The 26757-nt window shown below is 46.7% G+C and carries 22 protein-coding genes and 1 riboswitch; of the genes, 15 read left to right on the plus strand and 7 right to left on the minus strand.

What is annotated here, in order from left to right:
- The first annotated feature begins 384 nt into the window (after positions 1-384).
- Positions 385-828: a hypothetical protein gene (locus BFJ94_RS05770; protein ID WP_120461803.1), complete on the plus strand. Its 444-nt coding sequence runs from the start codon at positions 385-387 to the stop codon at positions 826-828.
- Positions 821-1132: a nucleotidyltransferase family protein gene (locus tag BFJ94_RS05775; protein ID WP_120461804.1), complete on the plus strand. Its 312-nt coding sequence runs from the start codon at positions 821-823 to the stop codon at positions 1130-1132. The genes BFJ94_RS05770 and BFJ94_RS05775 overlap by 8 nt, the downstream gene beginning before the upstream one ends.
- Before the next feature lie 117 nt (positions 1133-1249).
- Here BFJ94_RS05775 and BFJ94_RS05780 read toward each other — a convergent pair whose 3' ends face one another.
- Entirely contained in the window at positions 1250-2194 is a 945-nt protein-coding gene (locus tag BFJ94_RS05780; protein ID WP_120461805.1) for a tyrosine-type recombinase/integrase, read from the minus strand.
- 230 nt (positions 2195-2424) lie between these two features.
- Here BFJ94_RS05780 and BFJ94_RS05785 point away from each other — a divergent pair, with 230 nt between their 5' ends.
- On the plus strand, positions 2425-3621 hold the full coding sequence (locus tag BFJ94_RS05785; RefSeq protein WP_120461806.1) for an AI-2E family transporter: 1197 nt from the start codon (positions 2425-2427) through the stop codon (positions 3619-3621).
- Positions 3622-3675: 54 nt separating this feature from the next.
- Here the strand turns inward: BFJ94_RS05785 and fabV are convergent, their stop codons facing one another.
- Entirely contained in the window at positions 3676-4860 is a 1185-nt protein-coding gene (fabV, locus tag BFJ94_RS05790) for an enoyl-ACP reductase FabV (RefSeq protein ID WP_120461807.1), read from the minus strand.
- A gap of 212 nt (positions 4861-5072) precedes the next feature.
- Between fabV and BFJ94_RS05795 the strand changes: the two genes are divergently transcribed.
- The 3 genes from BFJ94_RS05795 (at position 5073) to BFJ94_RS05805 (ending at position 10260) form a co-directional block, all read left to right on the plus strand.
- On the plus strand, positions 5073-6434 hold the full coding sequence (locus BFJ94_RS05795; protein WP_120461808.1) for an MATE family efflux transporter: 1362 nt from the start codon (positions 5073-5075) through the stop codon (positions 6432-6434).
- Between the two features lie 41 nt (positions 6435-6475).
- The gene (gene gshAB / locus BFJ94_RS05800) at positions 6476-8809 is read left to right on the plus strand and encodes a bifunctional glutamate--cysteine ligase GshA/glutathione synthetase GshB (RefSeq protein WP_120461809.1); all 2334 of its coding nucleotides are present in this window, start codon (positions 6476-6478) and stop codon (positions 8807-8809) included.
- Positions 8810-9078: 269 nt separating this feature from the next.
- Entirely contained in the window at positions 9079-10260 is a 1182-nt protein-coding gene (locus BFJ94_RS05805) for an aminotransferase-like domain-containing protein (protein ID WP_120461810.1), read from the plus strand.
- A gap of 238 nt (positions 10261-10498) precedes the next feature.
- On the opposite strand, the gene BFJ94_RS05810 is transcribed toward BFJ94_RS05805, so the two are convergent.
- From BFJ94_RS05810 to BFJ94_RS05825, 4 genes are all read right to left on the minus strand, one after another.
- Entirely contained in the window at positions 10499-11371 is an 873-nt protein-coding gene (locus tag BFJ94_RS05810; RefSeq protein ID WP_120461811.1) for a carbohydrate ABC transporter permease, read from the minus strand.
- Between the two features lie 21 nt (positions 11372-11392).
- The gene (locus tag BFJ94_RS05815) at positions 11393-12250 is read right to left on the minus strand and encodes a carbohydrate ABC transporter permease (RefSeq protein WP_120461812.1); all 858 of its coding nucleotides are present in this window, start codon (positions 12248-12250) and stop codon (positions 11393-11395) included.
- A 120-nt stretch (positions 12251-12370) separates the two neighbouring features.
- A complete protein-coding gene (locus BFJ94_RS05820) occupies positions 12371-13702 on the minus strand; it encodes an ABC transporter substrate-binding protein (protein WP_229716978.1) in 1332 nt (443 codons plus the stop codon).
- A gap of 222 nt (positions 13703-13924) precedes the next feature.
- The gene (locus BFJ94_RS05825) at positions 13925-14257 is read right to left on the minus strand and encodes a hypothetical protein (protein ID WP_438803688.1); all 333 of its coding nucleotides are present in this window, start codon (positions 14255-14257) and stop codon (positions 13925-13927) included.
- Between the two features lie 212 nt (positions 14258-14469).
- Between BFJ94_RS05825 and BFJ94_RS05830 the strand changes: the two genes are divergently transcribed.
- The 4 genes from BFJ94_RS05830 to BFJ94_RS05845 all read left to right on the plus strand — a co-directional run bounded on the left by BFJ94_RS05830 (position 14470) and on the right by BFJ94_RS05845 (position 19587).
- Entirely contained in the window at positions 14470-15186 is a 717-nt protein-coding gene (locus BFJ94_RS05830) for a response regulator transcription factor (RefSeq protein ID WP_120461814.1), read from the plus strand.
- Entirely contained in the window at positions 15173-16174 is a 1002-nt protein-coding gene (locus tag BFJ94_RS05835; protein WP_120465109.1) for a sensor histidine kinase, read from the plus strand. Before BFJ94_RS05830 ends, BFJ94_RS05835 begins: the two co-directional genes overlap by 14 nt.
- A gap of 114 nt (positions 16175-16288) precedes the next feature.
- Positions 16289-16972, plus strand: coding sequence for an ABC transporter ATP-binding protein (locus BFJ94_RS05840; RefSeq protein WP_120461815.1), 684 nt, complete (start codon positions 16289-16291; stop codon positions 16970-16972).
- A complete protein-coding gene (locus BFJ94_RS05845) occupies positions 16969-19587 on the plus strand; it encodes an ABC transporter permease (RefSeq protein ID WP_120461816.1) in 2619 nt (872 codons plus the stop codon). The genes BFJ94_RS05840 and BFJ94_RS05845 overlap by 4 nt, the downstream gene beginning before the upstream one ends.
- Positions 19588-19705: 118 nt before the next feature.
- Here the strand turns inward: BFJ94_RS05845 and BFJ94_RS05850 are convergent, their stop codons facing one another.
- Entirely contained in the window at positions 19706-19972 is a 267-nt protein-coding gene (locus BFJ94_RS05850) for a hypothetical protein (RefSeq protein WP_120461817.1), read from the minus strand.
- 147 nt (positions 19973-20119) lie between these two features.
- Here BFJ94_RS05850 and BFJ94_RS05855 point away from each other — a divergent pair, with 147 nt between their 5' ends.
- The 5 genes from BFJ94_RS05855 to BFJ94_RS05875 all read left to right on the plus strand — a co-directional run bounded on the left by BFJ94_RS05855 (position 20120) and on the right by BFJ94_RS05875 (position 26755).
- On the plus strand, positions 20120-20734 hold the full coding sequence (locus BFJ94_RS05855; RefSeq protein WP_120461818.1) for a sugar O-acetyltransferase: 615 nt from the start codon (positions 20120-20122) through the stop codon (positions 20732-20734).
- Between the two features lie 107 nt (positions 20735-20841).
- Entirely contained in the window at positions 20842-22545 is a 1704-nt protein-coding gene (locus BFJ94_RS05860; RefSeq protein ID WP_120461819.1) for a molecular chaperone HscC, read from the plus strand.
- Positions 22545-25163: a J domain-containing protein gene (locus tag BFJ94_RS05865; protein WP_120461820.1), complete on the plus strand. Its 2619-nt coding sequence runs from the start codon at positions 22545-22547 to the stop codon at positions 25161-25163. Before BFJ94_RS05860 ends, BFJ94_RS05865 begins: the two co-directional genes overlap by 1 nt.
- Positions 25156-25821, plus strand: a complete 666-nt coding sequence (locus BFJ94_RS05870; RefSeq protein ID WP_120461821.1) for a DUF1266 domain-containing protein — start codon at positions 25156-25158, stop codon at positions 25819-25821. The genes BFJ94_RS05865 and BFJ94_RS05870 overlap by 8 nt, the downstream gene beginning before the upstream one ends.
- Before the next feature lie 96 nt (positions 25822-25917).
- Positions 25918-26018: riboswitch (TPP riboswitch) on the plus strand.
- Positions 26019-26134: 116 nt separating this feature from the next.
- On the plus strand, positions 26135-26755 hold the full coding sequence (locus tag BFJ94_RS05875) for a thiamine phosphate synthase (RefSeq protein ID WP_120461822.1): 621 nt from the start codon (positions 26135-26137) through the stop codon (positions 26753-26755).
- Positions 26756-26757 lie beyond the last annotated feature (2 nt).

The following is a 26757-nucleotide window of genomic DNA, read 5'->3' on the forward strand; positions in this document are numbered from 1 at the left end:
CACAAACTTACGATTCTTAAACTTACTTGTCTATTCTCAAGCCCTTCCTTTATGCCGTATGAAGATTCATATTGCATCAATCCACTATATTAATGTCATTAATCATTTATACAATTAACTCATCTGTAAATCCGCCCAATTCTCTTATTTAGCGACATGAACTATGTCGATTTAACGTCTTTGTTTACTCTAAATAAGTGTGATTTATGGTTACTATTTTATGATAATATGAGGGGGAGGCATTTGTGGAGCTCTGAGCAACGGATGACTAAATTAACAGTCAGTTAACACTAGTATAGGTCATCTTTTATTGGTAGATAATACTTACTAAGAATACAATGCTATACGAAAATATTGAAATTTAGATTGGAGTAGAAGAAAGAGATGAATAAGTCCTCTAGTTCCAGTAGTGATAAAACGTTAAAAGAACGTAAGCTTTCGACACTAAACAGGCAAATAGAAGACTTGCGAAAAACGATCAAAACCTACAATGTTTGGTCAGAACAAGACTCGAATTTGAAAGATTCTCTTTCCAGATCCGTAGTATCTTCTTTTGTAGGTAGTGTAGAAGGTGTCCTGAATTATGTCGGATTTTTAGCTAAAAATTACTATTTTGAAAGCACCCCACATCTTCTAGATAAGTTAAAATTTGCTTACAAGAGAGGTTGGATTGTGAATGAAAATTTATGGGAAAGCTTAGTTAAGAGCAGACATCGTATGTCCCATGTATACAGTGGGTTTGAGGCAAACTCTCTTGTAAAGCGTATATTTTCCGAGGGATATCTAGAAGAAATCTACCAACTTGTCGAGGTTTTACAAAATGAATAAGCCCGTCCTATCTAAAAGCCTGGAAATGTCGTTGAAAGGTATTCTCTATATGTTTCCTGAAATAACAGAGATGATCCTGTTCGGATCGAGAGCTACGGGTAAGGTCCGTATAGGGTCAGACTTGGACATCTATGTCGATGCTACCGATAAATTAGATAAAATATGCTATGAGATCTGGGAAGAGGCCTGTATAGTTCCGGTTGATGTCATAACGCCTGAAATTTTGGAGGGTTCTCCAGAACTAGCGGAGGAGATCGAGGAACATGGTATAGACTTGATAGCTTACTTTGGGTTGAAGAGGTAGTATCTGTGTATAGAGTGGCGCCGGATCGGGCTGGAGCAGCATAGTGCCGGCAGCCAACCCCTACTTATCGGTTCGTTAGCTGCGCCAACACTGCGCTGCCCGAAATAGCGCAGTACATCACTTCACTTGCTGCTTCAGCTTCAATCGGCTTAGATCCGGATGAATGCTGTTCATCGCTTTTTTCTTCGTTTCATCGAGCACATGGGTGTAGATTTGTGTCGTTGAAATGTCCTCATGCCCCAGCAGCTCCTGCACCGTACGCAGATCCGCTCCACTGCGCAGCAAATCCGTAGCAAAGGAGTGCCTCAGCTTATGCGCCGACAGCTTCATTCCCCGCAGCTCGGGATATTCGCTCTGCAAGGCCGCAAAAGTTTTCTCCGCCACCGTCTGTACCATCCGCTTACTAATTCTTCGTCCAAACTGTGATACGAACATAGCGTGTTGATCTTTTTTATTCTTAGGTTCGATCCGTTCGCCCATGTAATGCTGCAGCAGCTCGTTCATTTCAGCAGGGAGGGGGATGTAACGCCATTTCTCCCCTTTACCAAGTACACCAAGCTCTGACCGTTCTTTATTGAAATCATTAACGTTGAGACGCACAATCTCACTAACGCGCAAGCCGGCATATGCCATGAGTGCTACGATCGTAATATCGCGGATGACATATTTTCCCTCAATAAGCTGAAGGCAGGCATCGAGAAAGGGCTTCTCCAAATAAGTAGGCTTACGGTTCTTATCCACCTTGGCCCTCTCAATATTCAAGGCTGGATTATGATTTGTCATTTGGAATTTCACCAGCACTTTATAGAAGAGACGGATCGCCGACTGGCATCGGTTCCGATATCTCGCTCCAGCACCCGCCTCACGGACGAGAGTCAGGTGATTCATGACGTCGAAGTCAGATACATCGCCTACATTCTTACCATCCAAGTTATGAAGAAAATGCATCACATCGAAAGTGTAAGCTTTTTGCGTCTCCTTGGAATATTCCCGGTCTTTCATATAAATCGAAAATAGCTGTAATTCGCGTTCATATTGCTCGGCAATAGCTGTATTGTTCATCAGAATCGCATCCATTTCATCGTTTAAAAGGGAAATTGCATTAAATCTACATTTAACGCAATTAATATTATAGCAGAAATGCGGTGTTTATGGTGTTTCGTTACACTCGACACGGGTCGATTCGTCGATATTTACACTTCAATCCTACTAAATTTGAATCAGCTTCATCTTTGAGGATATAATTAGGAAATAAAAACAATTCTAAAGATAAAACAAGATGGGGGAGTCGTGTGAGCAAACTTAATAAATTTATTAAAATATGCCTAGCTGTCGCGCTAGTGCTGGTCATTGTGTATCTGTGCTCGAAGGTGGATTTTATTTTTACGCCGATTAGATCGTTAACGAAGGTTATTCTTATTCCATTACTGTTATCGGGATTCTTCTATTATATGCTGCGTCCGCTGGTAGACTATATGGAGCGGCATAAGATCAAACGAATGATATCCATTCTACTAATCTATCTGGTCATGGCCATTCTGATCACAGGCTTTATTATTGGCGTATGGCCGTCACTGAGTGCCCAGATCACGAATCTGCTACTGAGTGCCCCGGATTATTTGAATAAATTCAGTCACCAGCTCATGGAGCTGGAGGAGAACGGCGTACTCGCGGACCTCTTGCCTGAGGACTTCAGCCTGCTGTCTAATATGTCCGAATATTTGAACAGAGGCTTCTCCTTATTAAGCAATTATGTCTCCGGATTGTTCTCATTCTTCTCTAACTTTGCGATCATCCTGTTCACGACACCGTTGCTGCTGTTCTATATGCTTAAGGAAGGGAATAAATTCAGCCGTGGGATCGCCCGTTTCTTTCCAAGACGATACCATCAGGATGTAAAAGAGGTCACCACAGAGATCGATAGTGCGCTGAGCGGCTATATTATCAGCAGAGTGTTGGTCAATGTGGCCCTGGGCGTATTGATGTATATAGGCTTCCTGTTCCTTGGATTACCCTATGCACTTCTGCTCACAGTAATTGCGGTCATTCTGAATTTCATTCCGTTCTTCGGTGCGATTCTGTCCTCCATTCCGATCGTCATTATCGGTTGGATCGAATCTCCATCGATGGCGATCTGGTCGCTCGTGATCATACTCGTGGCCCAGCAAATTCAGGATAATCTGATCTCACCACTCATCTTCGGCAAGAAGCTGGACATTCATCCGATTACGACGATTATCCTCGTGCTCGCCGGCGGCGATTTATTCGGTATTATCGGCATGCTGATTATTATTCCTGTCTATATGTTCTTCAAGATTATCATCATCAAGATATACGAGATCTTCTTCAAGAGTCAGTGGGAGGCGGAGGATGAAGCTGAGGCCGTGCAGTCAGAAGCTACTCTTGATGAGCAGAGTGAAGCCCCCAGCGATCCTGTAGCAACAGTGGATTCAGAGGATTCAAATTCAACGGATACACCATCGAAATAAAACCTAAAAAAATCCCGTTCTCTCTATCAAAAGAGAAGACGGGATTTTGTATTATTAAACTAAATTCGGAATGTCTACGCTCGGATCAACGTCTGCTTCATAATCGACCCCTTCGGTCCGGAAGCCGAATAATTGGAAGAAGTCCTGCTGATATCCAGCCAGATCTGATAATTCATTCACATTATCCGTCTCAATTGTGGCCCAGCGCTTCATCACCTCGGTCTGGATATTGTCGCGCATTTCCCAATCATCGATGCGGATCAAGCAATTCTCGTCCTTGGCATTCTCATTATATAAATGCTCCGCGAACAAGCGGTACATTTGCTGGATGCAGTTCTCGTGCAGGCCATTCTCCTTCATCACTTGGTACAGCGTCGAGATATAGAGCGGAACTACCGGAATCGCCGAGCTGGATTGGGTCACAAGCGCCTTGTTCACCGATACAAAAGCCCGTCCACCCTTGGAGGCCAGCAGATCTTGCAATTGATGCGCTGTTTGCTCCAGATCATTCTTCGCCTTACCAATCGTTCCTTCGCGATAAATAGGATGTGTGATCTCCGGACCGATATAAGAATAAGCCACCGTAGTCGCTCCATCAGCCAGTACACCCGCTTCCAACAGCTGATCGATCCACATTCTCCAGTCCTCACCGCCCATGACAGCGATCGTCTGTCTAACCTCTTCCTCCGTAGCCGGTTCGATACTGGTCATCGATACTTCACCCGTATGGAAGTTCATCGTCTTGTTGGAATAAGCTTCTCCAATCGGCTTGATCACCGAAGAGAAGGTCTCGCCCGTCACCGGATGGGTGCGGCGTGGGGAAGCTACGCTGTATACGACCAGGTCAACTTGGCCGAATTCGGATTTGATCAGATCAATCGTCTTCGTCTTGATCTCATTGGAGAAGGCATCGCCGACGATGCTGAAGGATTTCAGCCCTTGGCTCTGTGCGGCCTGTTCAAACGCTGCTGAATTGTACCAGCCCGCCGTTGCGGTACGTACACCTTCAGCCGCCTTGTCGAAGAATACGCCGATCGTGTTGGCGCCAGCGCCGAATGCCGCGGCAATCCGGGAAGCTAGTCCATAACCGGTCGAAGCACCTACGACGAGCACGTTGACTGGTCCTGTAATTTTCTTTTGCGCTTTGACATATTCAATCTGTTGCTCGATCTGCTTCGCACATCCTTCTGGATGCGCTGTCGTACAAATGAAACCACGTGTCTTGGGCTTAATGATCATCTAAAAGATTTCCCCTTTACTATGTAATGTAATGAATTGTTGAATACAAACCATCTCTATCTCTAGAGAATTATAGCAAATCTCACAATATGAATACAAAGGTTATATTATAAGCGTTATTCCCGAGTCTATGGATAAATCATGATTTGATTAAATTCGCGGGGAATTATAATATTATAGGCAGCATTATTGTACGGGACAGGAGAGTTGAAATGAGAGAAGCTTATTCTTTAACCGAGGGCCCTATAGCCTCGACTTTATTGAAATTAACACTACCTATCATTGCTACTAACTTCATATCTACGACCTATGGGTTGATCGATATGATCTGGGTAGGCCGATTGGGGAGCGGCCCGGTGGCAGCGATTGGAACCGCGAGTTTCTTCATCAATCTGGCGTTGGCACTGTCAACGATGATTACGATTGGGACAGGGATTAAGGTGGCCCATAGTGTAGGCGAAGGCGAAGAGTCCAGAGCTCTGATATACATCAAGAACGGATTCATTATGTCCTTGCTCCTAAGTATCCTGTACACTATAGTGATATTATTCACAAAAAATAAGCTGATCGGCTTTTTCGAATTAGCGAATGAAGAAATCGAGTGGATGGCGATCCAGTTCCTCGTTATCTCCTTGTTTGGCTCGATCTTTACGATTATCAATACTCTGTTCAGCACCATCCTGAACTCCTACGGAAATAGTAAACAGCCTTTTAAAATATTCACGCTAGGCTTTCTGGTCAATATGCTGATCGATCCTCTGCTGATTTTTGGATTAGGGCCTATTCCGGGGATGGGGGTTCTGGGGGCAGCCATCGCCACCCTGATCGCGAATCTGGTGGTTACCGGTTTATTCATCCTGCGTACGAAGAATACTTCGCTATTCTCATTGCGGAAGAAGTCGGATATTCAGCTGATGAAAGAGGTTATCAAACTCGGAGCTCCAATCACGATTCAGCGGGTAACCTTCATCATCATCTCCATTATTATCGCCAAGCTTATCGTCCAATGGGGGGCGGAGGCGATTGCCGTACAGAAGGTCGGTATCCAGATCGAAGCGATATCTTATATGACCATCGGCGGACTACAGGGCGCCATTGCGGCTTTCTTCGGTCAAAACTATGGCGCGAGACGGCTCGACCGCATTCATCGAGGATATTATCAGGCCTTGCTGCTAACGGTTATTTTCGGCGCTTTGATCTCAGTTATTTTCATTCTATTCCCTGGTCAGCTCTTCTCGCTATTCCTGAGTGAGGCTAGCAGTCTGGCACTAGGAACCGACTATATGAGGATTATCGGATACTCGCAGTTATTCATGTGTCTGGAGATTATGTCGGTAGGGGCCTTCAACGGGATCGGCAAGACACATGTCCCGCCCATGTTCAGCATTACCTTAACAGCGCTGCGCATTCCGATGGCCTTAGCCTTGTCCGGCCCCTTCGGTCTGAACGGGATATGGATGTCTATCGCACTAAGCAGTGTATTGAAGGGAGTCATCCTGTCCGGATGGTTCATCGGCTCACTTCGGAAGTTAGATAGAACAGCTGCGGTAAGCAGCAATCATGCAGCGATGTAATGATGTAATGATGTAATTGTGAATGAAAGAAGGAATTCGATATGACTTTACTAGATCATCAGTTGATAAAAAGAATCATGGAACACGATCTCGACGACGGACTGTTTCGCGGTCGATTCGGACTGGAGAAAGAGAATGTAAGAGTCGATGCAAACGGGCAGCTGGCTCTTACCCCGCACCCGAAGGTGTTCGGCAATAAGCTGGACAATCCTTATATTCAGACGGATTTCTCCGAGAGCCAGATCGAAATGATCACACCACCTCTAAATAGCACTGATGAAGCCCTTCATTTCCTTGAGGCGCTTCATAATATCGTGACAGAGCAGCTGGAGGATGAATACCTGTGGCCAAGCAGCAATCCCCCGGCATTACCATGTGATGAGGAGATCCCGATCGCCAGACTGGGTCATCCTGCAGAGGACATATACCGCGAACAGCTGGCTGAAAAATATGGCCGTAAGAAGCAGCTACTCAGTGGAATTCACTTCAACTTCTCTTTCGATGAGAGATTTCTGCAGCAATTATATGGGAAGCTGGAGTCTAAGCCGAGTTTCAGAGGGTTCAAGGATGAACTGTATTTTCGAGTAGCCCGCAATGTGATGAAGTATCGCTGGCTGCTGGCCTATGTGGTGGGAGCGAGCCCGGTATTTGATCCTAGCTATGTTGAGAAATGCGTATCTGCAAGTGAACAGCTCGCTGACAAGAGCCATTTCTTCCCGCATATGGTGTCCTTGCGCAACAGTGTCTGCGGATACAGGAACAATAAATTCTTCCCGGTGTCGCTGAATTCCCTGGAGGAATATGTTCATGATTTGCATACGCTCGTCGATTCACATGAATTACTGAGTGCCAAGGAATTCTATAGTCCGGTTCGGATCAAATCAACTGCAGGGGGAGATCTTCTCCAGGGGTTAATCGAGCACGGCGCCGCTTATTTGGAGCTGCGTATGATTGACCTCAATCCGCTGCAGAAGGCGGGCATTTGCCGGCAAACGCTGGACTTTGTGCATTTATTCCTGATCTTCATGTTGCTTAAGATAGAAGAGCCTTTCGATGCCGTGGAACAGGAGCAGGCGGCGATGAAGGTGGATCGGCTGATGAAAGCGGGAATCGACAGTTCCATAGACCCCGATGGCACGGGGATCAGCTTCGCGGACGAGGCGATGCGCCTGCTGAACGAAATGCAGGAAATGGTCAGTATTTTGCAGCCTGAGGATAACCGTTATATGTCGCTATTGGAGCAGGAGAAATGCAAAGTGATGAACCCGGAACTAAGCGATGCGGCATTCATTCGCGCTGAGGTCGGTAAATCCTCTTATGTCGCCTATCATCTGGAGATGGCTAAGCAGTATGCTGTCGAGAGTAAGCAGAGAGGTTACCGGTTTAACGGCTATGAGGATCTGGAGCTGTCCACTCAGCTATTGCTGAAGGCAGCCGTGAAGCGAGGCATCGCCTTCGAAATTCTGGATCGCGATGAGAATTTTATCGCCTTGAAGAAGGGAAACCACATAGAATATGTGAAGCAATCGACGAAGACTTCGCTGGATTCCTATAGCTCGGTGCTTATTATGGAGAATAAAATCGTGACGAAAAAGGTGCTGAAGCAACATAGCATCCGGGTTCCTGAGGGCGAGGCCTACAATGATCTACAAGCAGCGCTGAATGATTATGAGCAATATAGCGAGGGACCCATCGTCATCAAGCCCAAATCGACCAATTTCGGTCTCGGCATCACGATTTTCAAGAACCAATTCTCCAGAGAAGACTATCGGCAGGCGTTCGAGATGGCCTTCGCTTATGACAGCACGGTACTGCTGGAGCCATTCATGACGGGCAAGGAGTATCGCTTCCTGGTCATGGGGGATGAGGTCGTTGGAGTTCTGCATCGCGTTCCCGCCAATGTTCGTGGAGACGGTAGCCATACGATCGAGCAGCTGGTGGCCTTGAAGAATCAAGACCCGCTAAGAGGCAAGGGCTACAAGACACCGCTGGAGCGAATAGAGCTGGGTGAAGCCGAAGTGATGTTTTTGAAAAATCAGGGCAAGAGCATTCATGATATACCGGATGAAGAGATGATCGTCTACCTGCGCGAGAACTCCAATATTAGCACCGGAGGGGATAGCATCGACTTCACCGATGAGATCCCGGACAGCTATAAGCGAATCGCCGTACGATCAGCTCAAGCCGCTGGCGCTGTCATTTGCGGCGTAGACATGATGATCGATAATATTCATGAGGAAGCAAGCGCTCAGAACTACAGTATCATCGAGATCAACTTCAATCCGGCCATTCATATCCATTGCTATCCCTATCAGGGCAAGAATCGCAGAGCTGATGATAAGATTCTGGATCTGTTGTTTCGAGATGCTAAATGACAGGCATATCGATATTGAGTTATAATAATCTGATTAGCAATTCTAACGAAACGTGGTAACGCTATTCGTGCCAAAAAGCGCCGCTGAAAATTATAACGAAACTGGGTATCGCTATTTTGCCAAAATCACGGTTTATAGCCCAAATTTAGCTCAAATAGCGATATGGTGTTTCGTTAGATTCGAAGGAGCCTTGTTTTGGAGCAAATAGCGTTCTGTAGTTTCATTAGAATATCCAAACAGCATGTTATTTGCATAAAGGAGCAACAAGAATGAACATTAATTTTTCTAAAAGAGCTCGCGCTATGAAGCCGTCTGGAACGCATCAGCTGCTACAAATGTCTGAGAGACCCGAGGTGATCTCTTTTGCCGGCGGGTTTCCTGCTCCCGAGCTGTTCCCGGTTGAGGCTTTGAAGGCGGTATGCGAGGCCGTATTAGACGAACAAGGCCCTGCATCTCTCCAATACAGCACGACCGAAGGCTATATACCGCTGAGAACAGCTATCTGCGATAGAATGAAGATGATCGGCATTGAAGCTTCCTATGAGCATGTGATGATCACCTCCGGCTCGCAGCAGGCTATTGATCTAACGGGGAAATTATTCATCGACGATGGCGATGTCATTATATGTGAGAGTCCTACATATCTAGCAGCGATTAATGCATTCAAGCTGTACAATCCGCAGTTTGTGGAAGTTGCTATGGATGAGGACGGGATGATCATGGAAGAGCTGGAGAAGAAGCTACAGGCGCATCCTGGGGCGAAGTTTATTTATACGATTCCGGATTTTCAGAATCCGACGGGCCGGACGATGAACCTGGAGAGAAGACAGAGAATGGTGGAACTGGCCAACCAATACGATGTGCTAATTCTGGAGGATAATCCTTACGGTGCGATCCGATTCGCGGGTGAACCTTTGCCACCGATTAAGCATTTTGACTCAGAAGGTCGGGTTATCTATCTCAGCACTTTCTCTAAAATTTTCTCACCAGGGCTGCGATTAGGCTGGATTTGTGCGGATGAGGCCATGATCGAGAAATATGTATTATTAAAAGAATCCTCCGATCTGCACACCGATAGCTTCGCTCAGAGGATTGCCGTCAAGTATATGGAAATGAATGATCTCGATGCACATATCGATAGAATCAGAGCCATTTATAGAGAAAGATACACTACTATGGTATCCTGCATTGAACAGTTCCTGCCGCACAGCGTGTCCCATAGCACCCCGGAGGGCGGTCTATTCATTTGGCTGGAGCTCCCCGAGAGCATCGATTCGGCAGAACTGCTTCAGGATTGCCTGAATAATCATGTCGCCTTCGTATCGGGCGCTGCTTTCTTCCCGAACGGAGGAGGGCATAATACATTACGCCTGAACTTCTCCAATATGTCCAATGAGAATATTACGGAAGGCATCAAGCGCTTGGCCGATGTACTGCATAGCAAGTTATAAAAAAATGGAAATCCCTTTGGTGAGCACATAAAGTTAGTTAACATAATAATAGTTATGTAAACTTATATGAGCTCGATCTGTAATCACAGTCATCATAACTGCATAAAAGCACTTATAATCTGTACCTCGCGCAGCACTTCACCCCAAGAGGCGGTGTCACGGAACAGAGAAAAGGTCGAGTAGAAGGGTAATTCTCATCCCTAATAACTCGACCTTTCTTATGTGCTTTTGAAAGTTGTTATCCTTTAACGGCCCCTTCTGTCAGACCCTGTTGAATATACTTGGAGATAAACAGGTAGACGATCAGGACCGGGATGACGGTCAGTGTAATCGCTGTGGCCATCAGGCCGAAATCCGTACCATACTGTGAGCTGATCTCATTCAGCAGGGCCACGATCGGACGGACATTCTCCTTGTTAACGAAGATCAAGGCCGAGAACAGATCATTATAGGACCACAGGAAGACGAAAATACTAGCCGAAGCGAAGACCGGCCTGGAGATGGGCACGAACACCTTGTAGAACATTTGCCAACGGTTCGAGCCATCGATGAATGCAGCTTCCTCCAGCTCCTTCGGAATTGTAGACATATAGCCGGCCATGACGAGAATGGCGAAGGTCAGATTACCTGCCGTATGGGGAAGGATCAGTCCCCAGTACGTATTCACAGTGCCCGTCTTGATCAGCAGCTCATACACCGGAACAACCGTGGCGAAGGCTGGAATCAGCAGAGTTGCGTATAAGAGGGAGTAGAGCACTTTTTTTCCCGCAAAATTAAATCTGGCTAGCACATAAGCGGCCAATCCGCCAAAAATCAACACTAATATAACGGCCGATCCGGACATGATCAAGCTGTTGACATAGCTCTTGCCGATATTAATCCGGTCGAACGCTGTCGTATAGTTAATCATATTAAATTCCTTGGCGATGCTAAATGAGTTATTCATAACATCTCTGGAAACTTTGAAGGAGTTGTTCACGATCCAGAATAACGGGTAGATCGTCGTCATCGCCCATGCGGTCAGAACTAAATATATAAAGACGGTGCTGAGCTTGAACCGTCTGTATTCTCCGCGCCGAACATTAGGTTCTACTGAAATTGTTGGTTCCATAACTGTACACCCCTATATGACTTAGTATGTAATCTCGTCTCTTTTTAACAAACGATTGGCCAGTAACGCCAGCAATACGCCGAATATCACCATATAAATCGCTATGGCTGATCCATAGCCGAAATTCTGGTCGACCATGGCTTTCTTGTACATATAGGTTCCCAGGACTTCCGAGCCATTCTGTCCGCTCGTGATGACCCATACAAATTCAAATACCTTGAGTGTCCCTGTAATCGCTAAGGTAATAACGACCTTAATGTCACTCATAATTAACGGGATCGTTAGCATGGTCGTCCGTTTAATCGCCCCGATGCCTTCCAGACGGGCAGCCTCATAATAGTCAGCCGGAATCTTTGACATCGCCGTCAGGAAGAGGATGAAATAGAAGCCGACATAATGCCATACCGTTGGGATCGCCACGGCTTTGAGTGCGTTACCTTCATCAAGCCAGAATATCTTCTCAATGCCAAAATTGGCTAGAATATTGTTAAGTAATCCGAAGTTATAGTTATAGAAAAGAACGAACAGCAATGAAATCGCCGTACCAGAAATGACAACCGGGAAGAAGAACACTGTACGGTAGAAATCCTTAAAGCGGCTGATCCCCTCGATAAGAACCGCTAAGACGAGCGCAATTCCGACCTGGAACAGAAGTACATAGAGCATCAACTCTAGCGTATGCAATGTCGCCGCCCCGAGCAATTTATCGGTAAACAATCGTTCAAAGTTGTCCCATCCGACAAATTTCTTGTCGAAGAAGCCCTTGGTGCGATAGAAACTTAAATAGAAGCTCTTGAAGAACGGATAGTATAAGAAGACTGTCAAAAATAGAGCCGATGGGAAAAGAAACATAAAGATGTATTTGCGATCGCCCTTCATAATCATCACCTTTGTTGTGTTATTTAGTATTTTGCTTTTGAAACGGCTACGCCGCCCGGGGGTCAAGCGAGTGGGCGGCGCACATCCGTTTATTCATTTTGGGTGGAGGGGAGGTAATTGTTATTTATTTGCATCTTCCACTTTCTTGGCACTCTCGATAGCTTCAGTCGGTGTTTTCTTACCAGTTACCACCTGCTGAACACTAGCGCGGAGGTCATTGAAAGTTTCAGGAGCAACCTTACTGTCAACCGGCGAACTAATTGAATCCGAATTAGCAGCCATTGCAAATCCATCCATAGCTACTTGAGCCAAGCCGCTAATTTCTACGTCAGCTGCCGGTGTCCCACCATTAGCAGTGGCAATCTTCTGAATAATAGCTGGAGAAGTCAGATGCTTCAGCAGTGCGACTACTGAATCTTTCTTCGCAGCATCGTTATATACCGATTTAGGGAGATAGAACCCGGAACCAAAGCCGCCCACCACGTTATTACCGCTTCCTAAACCACCTGGTACGGTAGGGAATGGAATAACCGTCGCATTATCCTTCGTTTCATCTGTCCAGCCGCCGATCGCCCAGGACCCTTCGATGGTCATGGCAGCGAGGCCTTCACTGAAGTAGTTGCCGGACATATTCAAGTCAATCGTAGCGGCATCCTTAGGGAAGGCTCCGAGATCATACAGTTCTTTCATCGCGGCATACGCCTTTTCCCAGTTAGGATCGATTCCATCCTTCAAGCCTTTGCTCTGCCCTTCAGGGCCTGCAGCAGACAGAATGCTATATTCTATTAAATAATGAGATTGGTCAAACGGTACGGAGAGAGGAATAATCCCTTTGGCAGAAAGCGTTTTCACAGCTGCGGTAAGTTTATCCCAATCCGTTGGCAATTCCAGACCATTCTCTTCGAAAATCTTCTTGTTCACGAATAAACCTTCATAGAAACCAGTAAGCGGTGCTGCATAAATATTGCCGTCAGGCTGCTTCGCAAAATCAAGCGCGCTAGGTATGAAGCCATTCTTCCATTCAGGATCCGCATCGAGAAGGTCATTAAGCGGGACTACTTTGTCTGCATTAACGAAGCCCTCAGCATCAGCGCCGATAAAATAGAAGAGAAGATCCGGCTCATTGCCGCTGTTCATATCCGTATTTACCTTCGTACGGAATCCATCGTCATTAGCTGACATGGTATCGTTCTCAATAGTTACATTAGGGTGGCTGGCGGTAAACTCATCAATCGCTTGCTGAAAAGCTTCGCGAGCGCTATCCGTTCCACCAAACGTCGAGAATACACGGAGTTTGACTGGGGCAGCATCTTTGTTCTTATCGTCCTGTTGTGTGTTAGCAGCGTTCTTGCCTGCGTTCCCATCCGCAGCCGAAGAGTTGCTACCGCTCTTGTTGTCTCCGCATGCTGCTAGGATCATGGAGAACAATAAAAGTAGACTCAAAAGCATCATTGAATACTTCCTCAACACAATTCCCCCTAATAATTATATTGTATTCGGTTTATCTAGGTGTTTAGGAAAATATTAACTTAACATACAGATTCCTTGTAGGGGGATAATTCTATAATCAGGGGATAAATTACTCTAAAACATATTTAAACCTGAAAGTGGCTCCGCATTTCAGAGAGATCAGGTTAAGATTCTCTCTTCATTTGACGGAGCCACTTGAGGGAACTACTGTCTTTGTTGATTCATATACCCCGTAGGCTGGTTTGACGAGTTAAACTGAGGCTGCATATAACTTACCGACTGGGTCATTGTATTGTTTAGTTGCTGCGCTAAATTGGAGATCTGTTGTAATTGCTGAAGAGCTGTCTGATGCCCTTGAAGCGCGGTTTGAATCACTTGAACGGCCTGGCGCTCGCGCTGAGCCAGCTGCTCCAGTTGTTGCGCATTGCTCTCTTCCTGCCGCATTAATTGCTGATACGCCATAGATGCCTGATTGGTCTGTTGCTTTAGTTGCTGGATTAACTGTGAGATTTGTTGAGCTTGCATACTCTGATTCACTTGATGACCTCCATTGATGTAATTGAATTCTGAGATATTATGGCAGGAAATCAACAGGATTATACAAAATTGAACGTATGGAACGTCGGAAAGATATACATTACATTAACATTTAATTATATTAATCAATTAAAACGAGCTGGAAATAGCGAAGTCACCCGTCGATGCTATAATATAGTCATTGAAAATATATGAAAGCAGGATGACTGTTAATGAACATATTACTAGTTGAAGATGACAAGACGATCGCTGCAGGGCTTCAATATTCCTTGGAGCAGGACGGATTTGCCACCATCATTTGCTATAATGCGGAGTCAGCCGGGCAGGTCATTGCAGAGCGGCTGGAGCAGATTTCACTCTGCATATTCGATTTATCTTTACCGGATGGAAGCGGGTATGATCTCTGTCGCATGGTCAAAGATCGAAGAGATCTGCCAGTTATTTTCTTGACAGCGATAGATGATGAAGTGAATGTTGTTATGGGACTGGATATGGGGGCGGACGATTATATTACGAAGCCATTTCGGATTCGCGAGCTAACCTCACGGATTAAATCCGTGCTTAGGCGCTATCAGAACCAGCAGCAGAGTAAGCAGCAAACGCAGCCCAAAGCATTCATCGACATCGGTAATGTGCGGATTGGTACGCTAGAAGGTAAGGTTTATAAACAGGGGAACGAGGTGGCTCTGACAGCGCTGGAATACCGTTTGCTGCTTATTTTTGCAAATCATATCGGACAGGTTCTATCACGGACGCAGCTGCTGGAAGGCATCTGGGATATCGCTGGCGATTTTGTGAATGACAATACATTAACCGTCTATATCAAAAGATTGCGAGAGAAGTTGGAGGATAATCCTCAACAGCCGACACTGATCAAGACCGTTCGTGGACTTGGCTATAAGGTAGGTGATTCGTATTCTGCGAAATAGAGAATTCCGGATCACACTGCTGATCATGTGTGGAATTACGCTAGCCGCCGCAGCCGCTGTCTTCTTTTTACCAATTCCCCCGATTATTATCGTTCTGATCGCATCCTTGCTGCTGATCGCCTGCTGCTATCTGTTCACTCGCTGGAGATATCGCGAAATGGAGAAGCTGTCGGGCTATTTACGGAATATTGCAAGCGGGAACTACACGCTGGATGTACGCGATAATGAAGAGGGAGAACTGAGCATTCTGAAGAATGAAATATATAAAGTGACGCTCCGCTTGTCCGAACAAAGCACTCTTCTTCAGCAGGATAAACTTCGGCTCACCGATGCCATATCCGACATCTCCCATCAGCTCAAAACACCTCTAACCTCGATGCTAGTCATGGTGGATCTGCTCAGCCATCCCGAACTGCCTGACGCGAAGCGGACGGAATTTACCAACAATATTCGTATCCAATTAGAGCGAATCGAATGGCTGATCACTTCTTTATTGAAGTTATCCAAAATTGACGCGGGCGCGATCCAGTTCAAGAAGGAGCCGGTTCGTGTTGAGCAGCTGCTTCATAAAGCGCTGGGGCCGCTGTTAATCCCGATCGATATTAAGGAGCTGTCGCTTGAGATTCACGGTGATCCGGAAGCAGCCTTCACAGGGGATCTGAACTGGATGACGGAGGCGCTGATTAATTTGTTAAAGAATGCGGTCGAGCATACGAATGATGGCGGGAGGATTACGATTCAATATGAGGAAAATCCGCTGTTCACGGTTATAGAGATCGCTGACAATGGGCAAGGCATCGCCAAAGAGGATTTGCCTTATATATTCAGACGATTCTACAAAGGCAAGAATGCCGGAGATAGCAGTGTGGGTATAGGACTAGCTATGTCCCACAGCATTATTACAAGTCAGGACGGCACGCTAGATGTCAGCAGCCTCCCCGGGGAGGGTACGCGGTTTAGAATCAATTTTTACAAGCGAGTTATTTAACAGGCAGCCCATCACTCATCTGCAAAGTGACTAGATTGTCACTTACCAAGTCACTGAATAGTCATCTTCATTAATTATACTGACTCTATCAACAAATGAACTGGAGGATTCTGCATGGAAATTTTGAAGATAGAGCATTTGTCCAAAATATACGGCAAGGGTGAAATGGCTGTCAAAGCTTTGGATAACGTATCTTTCTCGGTACAAAAGGGGGAGTTCGTGGCGATCATCGGTCCTTCAGGCTCGGGAAAATCAACCTTGCTGCATATGCTTGGCGGTGTTGATCGTCCGACCTACGGTAAAGTCATCATCGATAATACAGATATTTACAGCTTGGATGAGACTGCGCTGGCCGTGTTCCGGCGTCGACAAATCGGACTCATCTATCAATTCTACAATCTGATCCCTGTGCTGACCGTGGAAGAGAATATTACATTGCCGCTCTTGCTTGACCAGCATAAGGTGGATATGAAGCAGCTTAAAGAGATCGTCGACGCGCTTAAGCTAAGCGACCGCTTAAATCATCTGCCCAATCAGCTATCCGGGGGCCAGCAGCAACGTGTCTCCATCGGCCGGGCCTTGATTAATAATCCGTCTATTATCCTGGCGGACGAACCTACGGGAAATCTCGACAGCAAGAACAGTAGTGAAATCATCGCCCTGCTGAAAATGTTCAACAAAATGCTCAATCAGACGCTAATCGTGATTACACATGATGAGAGAATAGCACTCCAGGCGGATCGCGTTATCTCTATTGAAGACGGAAGGATTGCCAAGGACGAGGTGATCCGTCCATGAACATCGTTAATAAGCTGACGATCAGGCATATGAGGCTGAACAAGCGGAGGACCTGGGTTACGATCATCGGCGTGATTATATCCGTGGCCATGATTACTGCGGTCGCTACCATTAGCGCCTCATTTCTGGATCTATTGAAGCAACATTCGATTGCAACGGATGGGGAGTGGCATGTTCGGTATCATGATGTCGATGCCCGGCAGATCGAGGCGATTCAGCAGGACAGCAAGACGAAGGGATTATCTATCTCCAGAAATCTCGGTTACGCTTATCTTGAGAATCCAGAAATTTCGAACAAACCTTATCTGCTCGTCAGAGAATATAGTGACTTTGCATTTCAGCAATTAAATATTAAGCTGGCCGACGGGCGCCTCCCTAAGAATAAACAAGAAATAGTGGTTCCCCAGCATATTACCCGGATCGGAGGCACGGACTATCAAATCGGCGACACGATCTCGCTAAGTGTGGGGCAACGCCATTCCCTGGTTGAGGATATCCCTTCTGAGACCTTAGAGAATTATTCTTTCCTGCTCACAGAGGAAGGAGAGCCCGGTGAAGAACTGATCAATTTAACAGAGCATAAGTACACCATTGTAGGGATGATAGAGACACCGAAATGGGAACGTTCATGGGGAGCAAGTTATACGGCGATCTCCTATATAGACAAGGATATGCTCGGAGTAAATGATGTGGCGAATGCTACTGTTACGCTTCATAACGTGAATAAATCTATATATAAGCATGCTGAGCAGTTAACGGAGACTATCGGGGCTACGAAGAACCAGCTTGAATATAACAGTGCGTTGCTCCGTTATTATGGAATTACGAATAATAATAATCTGAACAAGCTGCTCTACTCCTTGACTGCCATCATGATGGGGATTGTCATTGTCGGTTCAGTGGCGCTTATATACAATGCGTTTGCCATTTCTGTGGCTGAACGCTCCCGCCATTTAGGTATGCTCTCAAGTGTCGGGGCAACCCGGAGACAAAAGCGAAATTCGGTATTGTTCGAGGGAGCGGTGATCGGCTTAATCAGCATTCCGTTGGGAATTGCTAGCGGATTGGCCGGGATTGGAATCACCTTTCTTGTCATTAACTCTGTGATTCAAAAGGCGTTGGATCTTTCAGAGAACTTGAAGGTAAGCGTGACAGTCACGCCTTTCTCAATGATCACTGCCATTCTCGTCTCGGTGTTCACCATCTTTATCTCCGCTTATTTGCCTGCCAGAAGGGCGGCGAAGGTGACCGCGATCGAAGCGATCCGGCAAACGGCTGAAATCAAGCTAACGGGCAAGACAGTGAAGACATCAAAGTTAGTCCGCAAGGTCTTCGGCCTCGAAGCCGAGATCGGTCTGAAGAATTTGAAGCGCAACAAGCGCAAGTACCAGGCCACCGTGTTCTCACTTGTTATCAGTATTGTACTATTCCTTGCTGTATCTTATTTCACCAATAACATGAAGAGATCCGTGGAGATGACACAGAGCGGCGCAAATTACGATATTCAGCTAGTTAGTATCTACGGGAAAATGGATCCCCATTTCGCGCAATCGGTCGCTGAATTAAACGGGATTCAGCAGTATTCGCTAGTGAAACGGAGCACTTGGAGTACCTGGATTGATCCCGCAGTGGCTGCATATCCTCTAAAGGAAATGGTCAAGCAAGATAAGAGTATACTGGAGAACGGCAAAATCCAATATTATGTGCATATGTACGCGCTTGATCGTCAGAGCCTGGAAGCATATGCGGCCGAGATTGGTGCGAACAGTGAGGAGCTGAATGATCCCAAGCAGATGAAGGCTATTGTCATCGATCAAGCTAGCTATCTAGACGATGTTCATAAGAAATTCGTTGAGACCAAGACCTTGTATTCGAAGATTGGCGATGATTTGGAGCTGATCAGCGATCAGGTAGATTCAGAGCAAAAAGCGATGAAAGCCCAGGTTGAGATAGCTGCACTAACGGCGCAAAGACCACTCGGGATTGATACTTCAAGTTTATCTGAACTAAGTATTATCGTCTCCGAGCCTGTCATGAATCAGTTGTTAGCTGGAGATGGCGGGGAGGCAAGATATAGCCGAAATAGTATCTTCCTGAAGAGTACAGATCCAATCAGAACAGAGCGAGATATCTTGAGTTTGAAGGAAGCGGAATCTTATTATCTCTGGAACCTGTACAGCGATAAGCAGAGAGATGCGCAGACGATAACACTGTTATCGGTCTTTACGTATGGTTTTATCCTGTTAATAACGGCGATCTCTGTCGCTAATATCTTCAACACAATCTCAACCAGCATCTCACTGCGCAAGCGTGAATTCGCTATGCTGAGATCCGTTGGTATGACACCGCACGGCTTCAATAAGATGATCAACTATGAGAGTATTTTCTATGGCATCAAGTCACTTCTCTACGGCTTGCCGCTCAGTTTCGGTGTGATGTTGCTCATCTACTATTCCTTATCGAACTCTTTCTCATACCGATTTGATGTGCCATGGATCAGCCTCGTTATTGTGATCATCGGTGTGTTCGTCATCGTTGGATCGGCGATGCTCTATTCCAGCTCCAAGGTGAAGAAAGAGAATATCATCGAGGCGATTAAGCAGGAGAATATTTAGATAGACTGATGGATTTGAATTGGAAAATAATGAGACCACCCTCCCGGTGGTCTTTTTTTATGGATGTGGATTCAAATGAAATTATATATTAGTTTACATAACTATTATTATGTCAACTTCACTCGATGATCAATGCCACCCATACGATCAGCACATATAACAATGACATCGAGGAAATGACGCAAGCGGGAATAATCCAGAGTAGTTTTGTATTGAACGGCCGAAGTTTTTGACGGATTTTCTGGTTCACTGACAGCATTTCATAATCCATTTGGTCCAGCAGTTTCGCCGCCTTCTCCTCCTCATAATCCTGTAGCTTAAGCCAGGTCTGTTCATAACGTTCTTTATACGCTTTCCAATGAGAGCTATCCTTCAATAACGTCATAGTTATCCTCCAATCATCATTTACTAGGGAATACAAGTTCTTACAATTATACAATGAACCTGTGGAAATAACCATCCAGCCGATATATTATAGAAGTTGAGTTAAATTCAGATTTTAGCTTATATAGAAGAGCAGGAGAGTAGACATATGGCGACTAATAAAGAGAAAATGCTAGCTGGAAAGCTATATATGGCGGGTGAAGGAGAATTGGCCAGGGACTTCAACAAATCCCGAATGCTAACCCGCTTATTCAATAATACGACCGAGGAACAGAAGGAATATAGGGTGGAGCTGCTCCGTGAATTATTCGAGTCGATCGGGGAGTCCGTATATATTGAACCGCCTTTTCGCTGCGACTATGGATGCAATATTACGGTTGGCAACCATTTCTATGCCAATTTTGACTGTATCATTCTAGATGTAGCCAAGGTCAAGATCGGAAATAATGTATTGTTCGGTCCAAGAGTTGGAATTTATACGGCGGGTCATCCGATTGATGCGGGGGTACGTAATACGCTGCTGGAATTCGGCACACCGATTACGATAGGTGATAACGTATGGGTCGGCGGGAATACGGTCATTAATCCTGGAGTGACGATTGGCAACAACGTTATTATCGGCTCCGGCTCAGTCGTTACCAAGGATATTCCAGATAACGTGATTGCCGTTGGTAATCCTTGTCGCGTCCTAAGATCGATTACAGAAGAAGATCAAATATATTGGGAGAAGCAGAAAGAAGCGTATTACGCAGATATAGAGTAACTCTAATGGAACGCGACGGGAAACTGAGCTTATGATACATAGATTTGCGGTTGATAGAAAATAGATAGAAAAGAATTTGTATAGATAGAAATGGGAGGGTATTTATTTTGACGATGATCGGAATTGACTTAGGTACAACGAACAGCGTTGTTGCTGCTTTTACACCAGATGGGCCCAAAATCATCCCCAATGCGCTAGGCCAGCACCTGACCCCATCGATTGTCAGTCTGGATGATGACGGACAAGTGATCGTCGGGGAGGTCGCCAAGCAGCGATTGATTACACATCCGCAGCTGACAGCTTCCCTCTTCAAAAGATATATGGGAACGAACAAGAGCTTTCGGCTGGGTCAATATAAGTTCACGCCGGAGGACCTGTCCTCATTCGTGCTGCGTTCATTAAAAGCCGATGCAGAGGCTTATCTGGGCACCCCGGTGACCGAGGCGGTCATTAGCGTGCCTGCTTATTTCAACGATGCTCAGCGTCAAGCGACGAAGCGAGCCGGGCAGCTGGCCGGATTGCAGGTGGACCGGTTAATTAATGAACCGACCGCAGCTGCGGTAGCCTATGGACTTCATTTAGAGGAGCCCAATACCCGCTTTCTTGTCTTCGATCTGGGCGGGGGCACCTTCGATATTTCGATTCTGGAGCGGTTCGAGAATCTGATGGAGGTTCAAGCTGTGGCCGGTGACAATTATTTGGGTGGGGAAGATTTTACAGAGCTGTTGTTCCAGGAGTTCGTCACGCGGCAGGAAGCAGGCAGTGTCAATCTGGAGGATATCAAGCTAACCGGGGTGATCCGCAAGCAGGCTGAGACGGCCAAGCAGACCTTGTCTCAGAGCAAGGTGGCGGTCATGGAGCTTAGCCAGCCGGATACCTTGCAGCCGTTGACGGTGAGCCATGAGCAATTTGAGAGATTGGCCAAGCCGCTGCTGATGCGGCTTAGACATCCCATCGAACGGGCGATTCGCGATGCAGCGATCCGGCCGTCTGATCTCGATGCGATTATCCTCGTCGGTGGAGCGACCCGGATGCCTGTCATCTCTTCCTTTGTCGCCAAAATGTTCAATCGCCTGGCTTCGGCTCATATCGATCCGGATGAGACTGTCGCGATCGGAGCGGCCATCCAGGCGGGAATGAAGGCGAGGAACGAAGCGGTGAACGATATCGTACTGACCGATGTCTGTCCTTATACACTCGGGGTTGGCACGACCATGCGGACTTCATCAGGGCAATACGAACCGGGCTATTTCAGTCCGATTATTGAGCGGAACTCCGTCGTGCCTGTCAGCAAGATTCAGCGCTACTATACGATTACCGACAATCAGACGGCGATGAATATCGATGTCTATCAAGGAGAGAGCCGCCTGATCCAGAACAATGTTGCACTCGGTGAATTCTCCGTCGATCTCCCCCCGTCACCCAAAGGGGAAGAAGCCGTAGATATCCGCTTCACATATGATATTAACGGGATTCTTGAAGTGGAGACGACGATAGTAAGTACAGGAGAGAAAAAGCAGGTGATCTTTGAAGAGAATCCGGGGCAATTCTCCAAAGAACAGATCGAGCAAAGGTTCAAGGAACTCTCCGAGATCAAGATCCATCCGCGGGATCGGATGGAGATCAAGCTGCTGCTGGCTCGCGGCGAGCGACTCTATGAAGAATCGCTCGGGAGAACGCGGGATCAGATCGCGCTGCTGCTGCAGCAATTCGATGAGATTCTGAACCGCCAGAACGACCGTGAAATCCGCGAGGCCGTCACAGACTATAAGGCTTATTTAGATGCGATTGAGAGGGGGTTGGAATTCTGATGTCAGAATTCTGGAGCCTGCTCGGCATCGAACCAACCCTTGATACTATAGCCATCAAGCGGGCTTATGTCGCGAAGCTGAAGGTGACCCATCCGGAGGATGATCCTGAAGGGTTCCAGCGTCTGCGCGAAGCTTATGAGACCGCTGTTGATGAAGCGAGAAATGCCAAGGTTCAGCAGGAATATGAAGCTGAAGCTGAAGAAGAGGCTCAGGCAGAAGAGATAGAGGAGGTAATGGAGAACGACTCCACTGATGATGAAGCGGCCGCAGATGGAGATGCGGATAGTCAAGCTGAGATCGATGTGCCTACGGCCTTGGCCGTCGATTTCCTGAACGCTGCAGCTGCGATCTATGATGATATTCATGCCCGGGTCGATCTGAAACGGTGGGAAGCACTGCTGGAAGATGATAAATATATCGCGATAGAGACCCGCCAGATTCTCGAGTACGAAATGTTCAAATTGTTCATGGAACGCTCCTGGGCTCCGGGTCCCGTGTGGAGATTGTTGAATGAGTCTTTTGCCTGGACAGAGATAGAGACTCATCTGGCGAAGTATTTCCCGGAATCCTACCTCTATCATTTCTATATGCAGACCCGAGAATACTGGGATCTCAGCTATGATTTCGCGGCCAAGTGCGAACTGGACGAAGAAGAGATCGAGCATTTCCTGTCTCTAAGAGGAAGGGCGCAGATCGTCCTGATTCAGCGTGATGATGAGTTAACAGAGCAATTTCTGCTAGAGGCCGCGGAGATCATGCCCGAGGAGCCGGATCTTGGCCGAATGCTGGGGCAATACTGGTCGCGAACCAAAGATTGGGACAAGGCGCTGCTAGCTCTGCAGAAGATGGATGTTAAGCCACAGGACACGGACTATTATAATGAATTGGCAAATGCCTTATATCAGACCGGGCTCGATGAGGAAGCCTATTCAGCATACGAGCAAATTCTGCGCTATGCGCCAGATGACTTCCAGGCGCAGACCGGTCAGGCCCGCTGTCTGGACAAGCTCGGCAAGAATATAGAGGCCATTCGCTCTTATATTCGAGTCTGGAAGGAGTGTCCTTGGGATCTACATGCAATCCATCAATTAACTCTGTTGAATGGCAGGTTGGAACAGATCCTTCCGCAGATGGAGATGGATCAGGGGGAAGGCTCTCTGCTGCATGAGATCGCCGAAGCCTATGCAGCAGAGAGATTGTTCAACGAGGCTGGCATTTACATATTAAGCTATATAGAGAAGCATGAGACTCTGAATCAAAGACAGAACTATCTGTTAGGCCATATGCTGTATCAGCTGGATCGTTATGAGGAGGCTGCTCCCTATTTTAAGGCGGCAATGGAAGTTCAGCCCCTTGATGTTGATTACAAGCTGGAGCTCATGCTGGAAAGAGCGAATAATTCATACTTCCTGAGTGATTATGAGCTGGCCTTGGCTTTATTTGATCAGGTGCTGGAGCTTGAGCCTGCTCAAGACGAGGCCCTATTCTATAAGGCGGAATCACTCAGAAGATCCGATCGAATCGAAGAAGCCATCGAGGTTTATAAGTTTGCGCTGGAGCATCAGGATCATCGGCTATTTCATGCCGGGATTGCCGATTGCTACTATAAGCAGAACAAGTATGTGGAGAGCTCATTTCACTTCAATAGCGCAGAGCTTGATGATCGCAATGATCCGGTTTATTTTCTTGAGTATGGTGAAGTGCTGTTGGAGACAGGCAAGCATCGCGAGTCGATTGATATGCTGGATCTGGCGCTGCAGAAGAGAAATTTCTACTACGCTCATTATTTCAAAGGGATCGCCTACTACCGTCTGAAGGAGTATGAGCAAAGTCGATTAAATATGCGAGAGTTCCTGGAATACGAGAAAGAAGATCTACAATTGTATGCGAATCTGTTCATTGGCAACAGCTCCATGTACCTGAAGGATTGGAATGCGGCAGTTGCTGCTTATAGGGAACTGCTCAATCATCTGGAGGGCGAGGAAGATCCGTGTACTTTTATTAAATTTTATGCCACCGCCTTGCTTGCAGCACGTAGATTCGAGGAAGCGATCGAACCCTTGGAGCAAGTGCTCTCGATGGAAGAGGATAATGAATGGGCGATGCTGCATATCGTGAGAGCATTTGCAGAACTACTGAATTGGAATAATATCGATAGATCCTTGTACAGAATGCTCAGCGCCTCCATCGAGAGGTATGTAACACGGATCGACGCGGCGGACAGTAATCCATACATTCTGTTCTATGCCGGGCTCATGCAGTATTATGCCCATAAATACAAGCAGGCCAGGGACTGCTTAGAATCAGCCTATGATGCGGGGCTGCGCGGAGATACAGGCAGTTATTATAGTCTCGTTCTCTATGGAGCTGGAGAGGTAGAGCAAGGATTAGAGATTGCGAGAAGCGTTCTGCAGGATTGTCCTGATCATCCGGACTATAGAAGACGACTGCAGTATTTAGAAGAGCATTATAGCAAACGCAGTAAATTTTTAGGGCGGTTAGGCATGAATCCGTATCGTTATCTCAAGGAAACGACCCAAAGATTTGATTTTCCTGATATTCTAGGAGACCATGCCTTGCGAATCGAGTTCCCGGGGGAAGTGATCGTAAATGAATAGCTTGCTTAGTTCATCGCAATTATGGGCGTTGGCTGCAGGTGATGTATTGTTCCATAGCAATGGTTTTTCTTATGCAGATGAATATGCGCTGAGTAAAGGAGAAGTTGATATCGATATCATCAGGGAGGAGTTCCTGCATGAATCCTGGAGCATTGTAGATGAGGAGAGCGCCTATAGCACCCTTAACTGGCTTGTCGAGGTGGGGCATCGCTCGGAATTTAATCGTGTCCGTAATCTGATGAGTCTCATGACACCACAGAGACAGGAGCAATTTATCGAATCTCAACAAGAGGAATTCAGAGCGATTAATGCCAAGGTTGTGCAGAGATATGATAAGGTATTGCCGGAAGCAGGCATCCTCGCCTGGGATCTTGGCCGAGCTGCCGCTGTCTGTTATTTAAGCGCAGAAATAGGGTATATTTCGAAGGAATATGCCTGGAGCTATCTGCTGGATAACGCCGTTCAGCTGCAGCAGTCCTATAGTAGTTGGCAGGAATATGGATTGGCTTATATTATCGGCCGCCAATTCTGGGATAAGGATCTCGATGATTCCAGCACAATGCTGCATCATCGGCTTATCCAGCGGCAGCTGACCGTACCAGAATGCCCATGGAGCTTCCTGCCTTGGAATACGAAGCTGAATCATGATCTAGCATGATCTATAACTCTATAACTGCTTTCGATTGACTGAATTTTATATTTGTTCTGTTCAATGGGAAGATACTATGATATATTTGTACGTAATTTAATAGCCTTTCTACACTAGGGGAGCCAATGTTGGCTGAGACGGAGGATTCCGGACCCTTTGAACCTGATCTGGATTATACCAGCGTAGGGAAGTGTCGCAGATGTCTTCAAGCTTAACCGAGAATCATAGTGTTCATGAATTGAAGCGTACTTAGCCACTTTCCTGCCGGAGGGTGGCTTTTTTGTGTGGAAATGGCTTGGAAGAAAGGAGGCGCTTGTTCCATATGTATGAGCTCCATGTTATATCTGACGGAATAATGCCTTTATTTGAATTTGCCGGGCTCGCAGCAGGAATTCACCCTTATGTAACTGCCATTCACCTTCGTGAAAAGAGAAGCACGGCACTTGAGATATGGACTGGAGTGCAGCGGATGCTCGACCAAGGCGTCCCCCCAGGCAAAATAACGATAAATGATCGTCTGGATGTGGCCTGGGCCTGCGGTGTCGGCGGCATCCATCTAGCCAATCACAGCTTGCCACTGGAAGCACTGACCCGGTTGCCCGGTTCCTTTCGCATCGGCCGCTCCGTGCATGAAGTAGAGGAGGCCGGACGGTGTGCTGCCGCCGGAGCCGATTATTTGTTCTTCGGCCATATTTACGCCAGCCGTTCCAAGCCGGGCTTAGCACCTCGGGGTCTGGCCATGCTCCGGGAAGTCGTGGCCGCGTCCAGGGCCCCGGTCATCGCCATCGGCGGGATTGGGACGGAGCACATCGACGAAGTACTGGAGCATGGAGCGCAAGGCATTGCGGTAATCAGCCATGTGCTCCGTGCTGACAAACCGGTGAATGCTGCCAAAGTGCTGGCCCACCGATTAGAGGAAGCAAATTTCAGGAAGGGAAGGTAGAC

This window comes from Paenibacillus aceti (genome assembly GCF_003614185.1).
GTDB lineage: Bacteria > Bacillota > Bacilli > Paenibacillales > Paenibacillaceae > Fontibacillus > Fontibacillus aceti.

Excerpts from the sequence above, each read along its gene's own strand:
- BFJ94_RS05770 (WP_120461803.1), top strand. The coding sequence starts at position 385 with ATGAATAAGTCCTCTAGTTCCAGTAGTGATAAAACGTTAAAAGAACGT.
- BFJ94_RS05775 (WP_120461804.1), top strand. The coding sequence starts at position 821 with ATGAATAAGCCCGTCCTATCTAAAAGCCTGGAAATGTCGTTGAAAGGT.
- BFJ94_RS05780 (WP_120461805.1), bottom strand. The coding sequence starts at position 2,194 with ATGAACAATACAGCTATTGCCGAGCAATATGAACGCGAATTACAGCTA.
- fabV (WP_120461807.1), bottom strand. The coding sequence starts at position 4,860 with ATGATCATTAAGCCCAAGACACGTGGTTTCATTTGTACGACAGCGCAT.
- BFJ94_RS05795 (WP_120461808.1), top strand. The coding sequence starts at position 5,073 with ATGAGAGAAGCTTATTCTTTAACCGAGGGCCCTATAGCCTCGACTTTA.
- gshAB (WP_120461809.1), top strand. The coding sequence starts at position 6,476 with ATGACTTTACTAGATCATCAGTTGATAAAAAGAATCATGGAACACGAT.
- BFJ94_RS05805 (WP_120461810.1), top strand. The coding sequence starts at position 9,079 with ATGAACATTAATTTTTCTAAAAGAGCTCGCGCTATGAAGCCGTCTGGA.
- BFJ94_RS05810 (WP_120461811.1), bottom strand. The coding sequence starts at position 11,371 with ATGGAACCAACAATTTCAGTAGAACCTAATGTTCGGCGCGGAGAATAC.
- BFJ94_RS05815 (WP_120461812.1), bottom strand. The coding sequence starts at position 12,250 with ATGAAGGGCGATCGCAAATACATCTTTATGTTTCTTTTCCCATCGGCT.
- BFJ94_RS05820 (WP_229716978.1), bottom strand. The coding sequence starts at position 13,702 with ATGATGCTTTTGAGTCTACTTTTATTGTTCTCCATGATCCTAGCAGCA.
- BFJ94_RS05830 (WP_120461814.1), top strand. The coding sequence starts at position 14,470 with ATGAACATATTACTAGTTGAAGATGACAAGACGATCGCTGCAGGGCTT.
- BFJ94_RS05840 (WP_120461815.1), top strand. The coding sequence starts at position 16,289 with ATGGAAATTTTGAAGATAGAGCATTTGTCCAAAATATACGGCAAGGGT.
- BFJ94_RS05845 (WP_120461816.1), top strand. The coding sequence starts at position 16,969 with ATGAACATCGTTAATAAGCTGACGATCAGGCATATGAGGCTGAACAAG.
- BFJ94_RS05850 (WP_120461817.1), bottom strand. The coding sequence starts at position 19,972 with ATGACGTTATTGAAGGATAGCTCTCATTGGAAAGCGTATAAAGAACGT.
- BFJ94_RS05855 (WP_120461818.1), top strand. The coding sequence starts at position 20,120 with ATGGCGACTAATAAAGAGAAAATGCTAGCTGGAAAGCTATATATGGCG.
- BFJ94_RS05865 (WP_120461820.1), top strand. The coding sequence starts at position 22,545 with ATGTCAGAATTCTGGAGCCTGCTCGGCATCGAACCAACCCTTGATACT.
- BFJ94_RS05870 (WP_120461821.1), top strand. The coding sequence starts at position 25,156 with ATGAATAGCTTGCTTAGTTCATCGCAATTATGGGCGTTGGCTGCAGGT.
- BFJ94_RS05875 (WP_120461822.1), top strand. The coding sequence starts at position 26,135 with ATGTATGAGCTCCATGTTATATCTGACGGAATAATGCCTTTATTTGAA.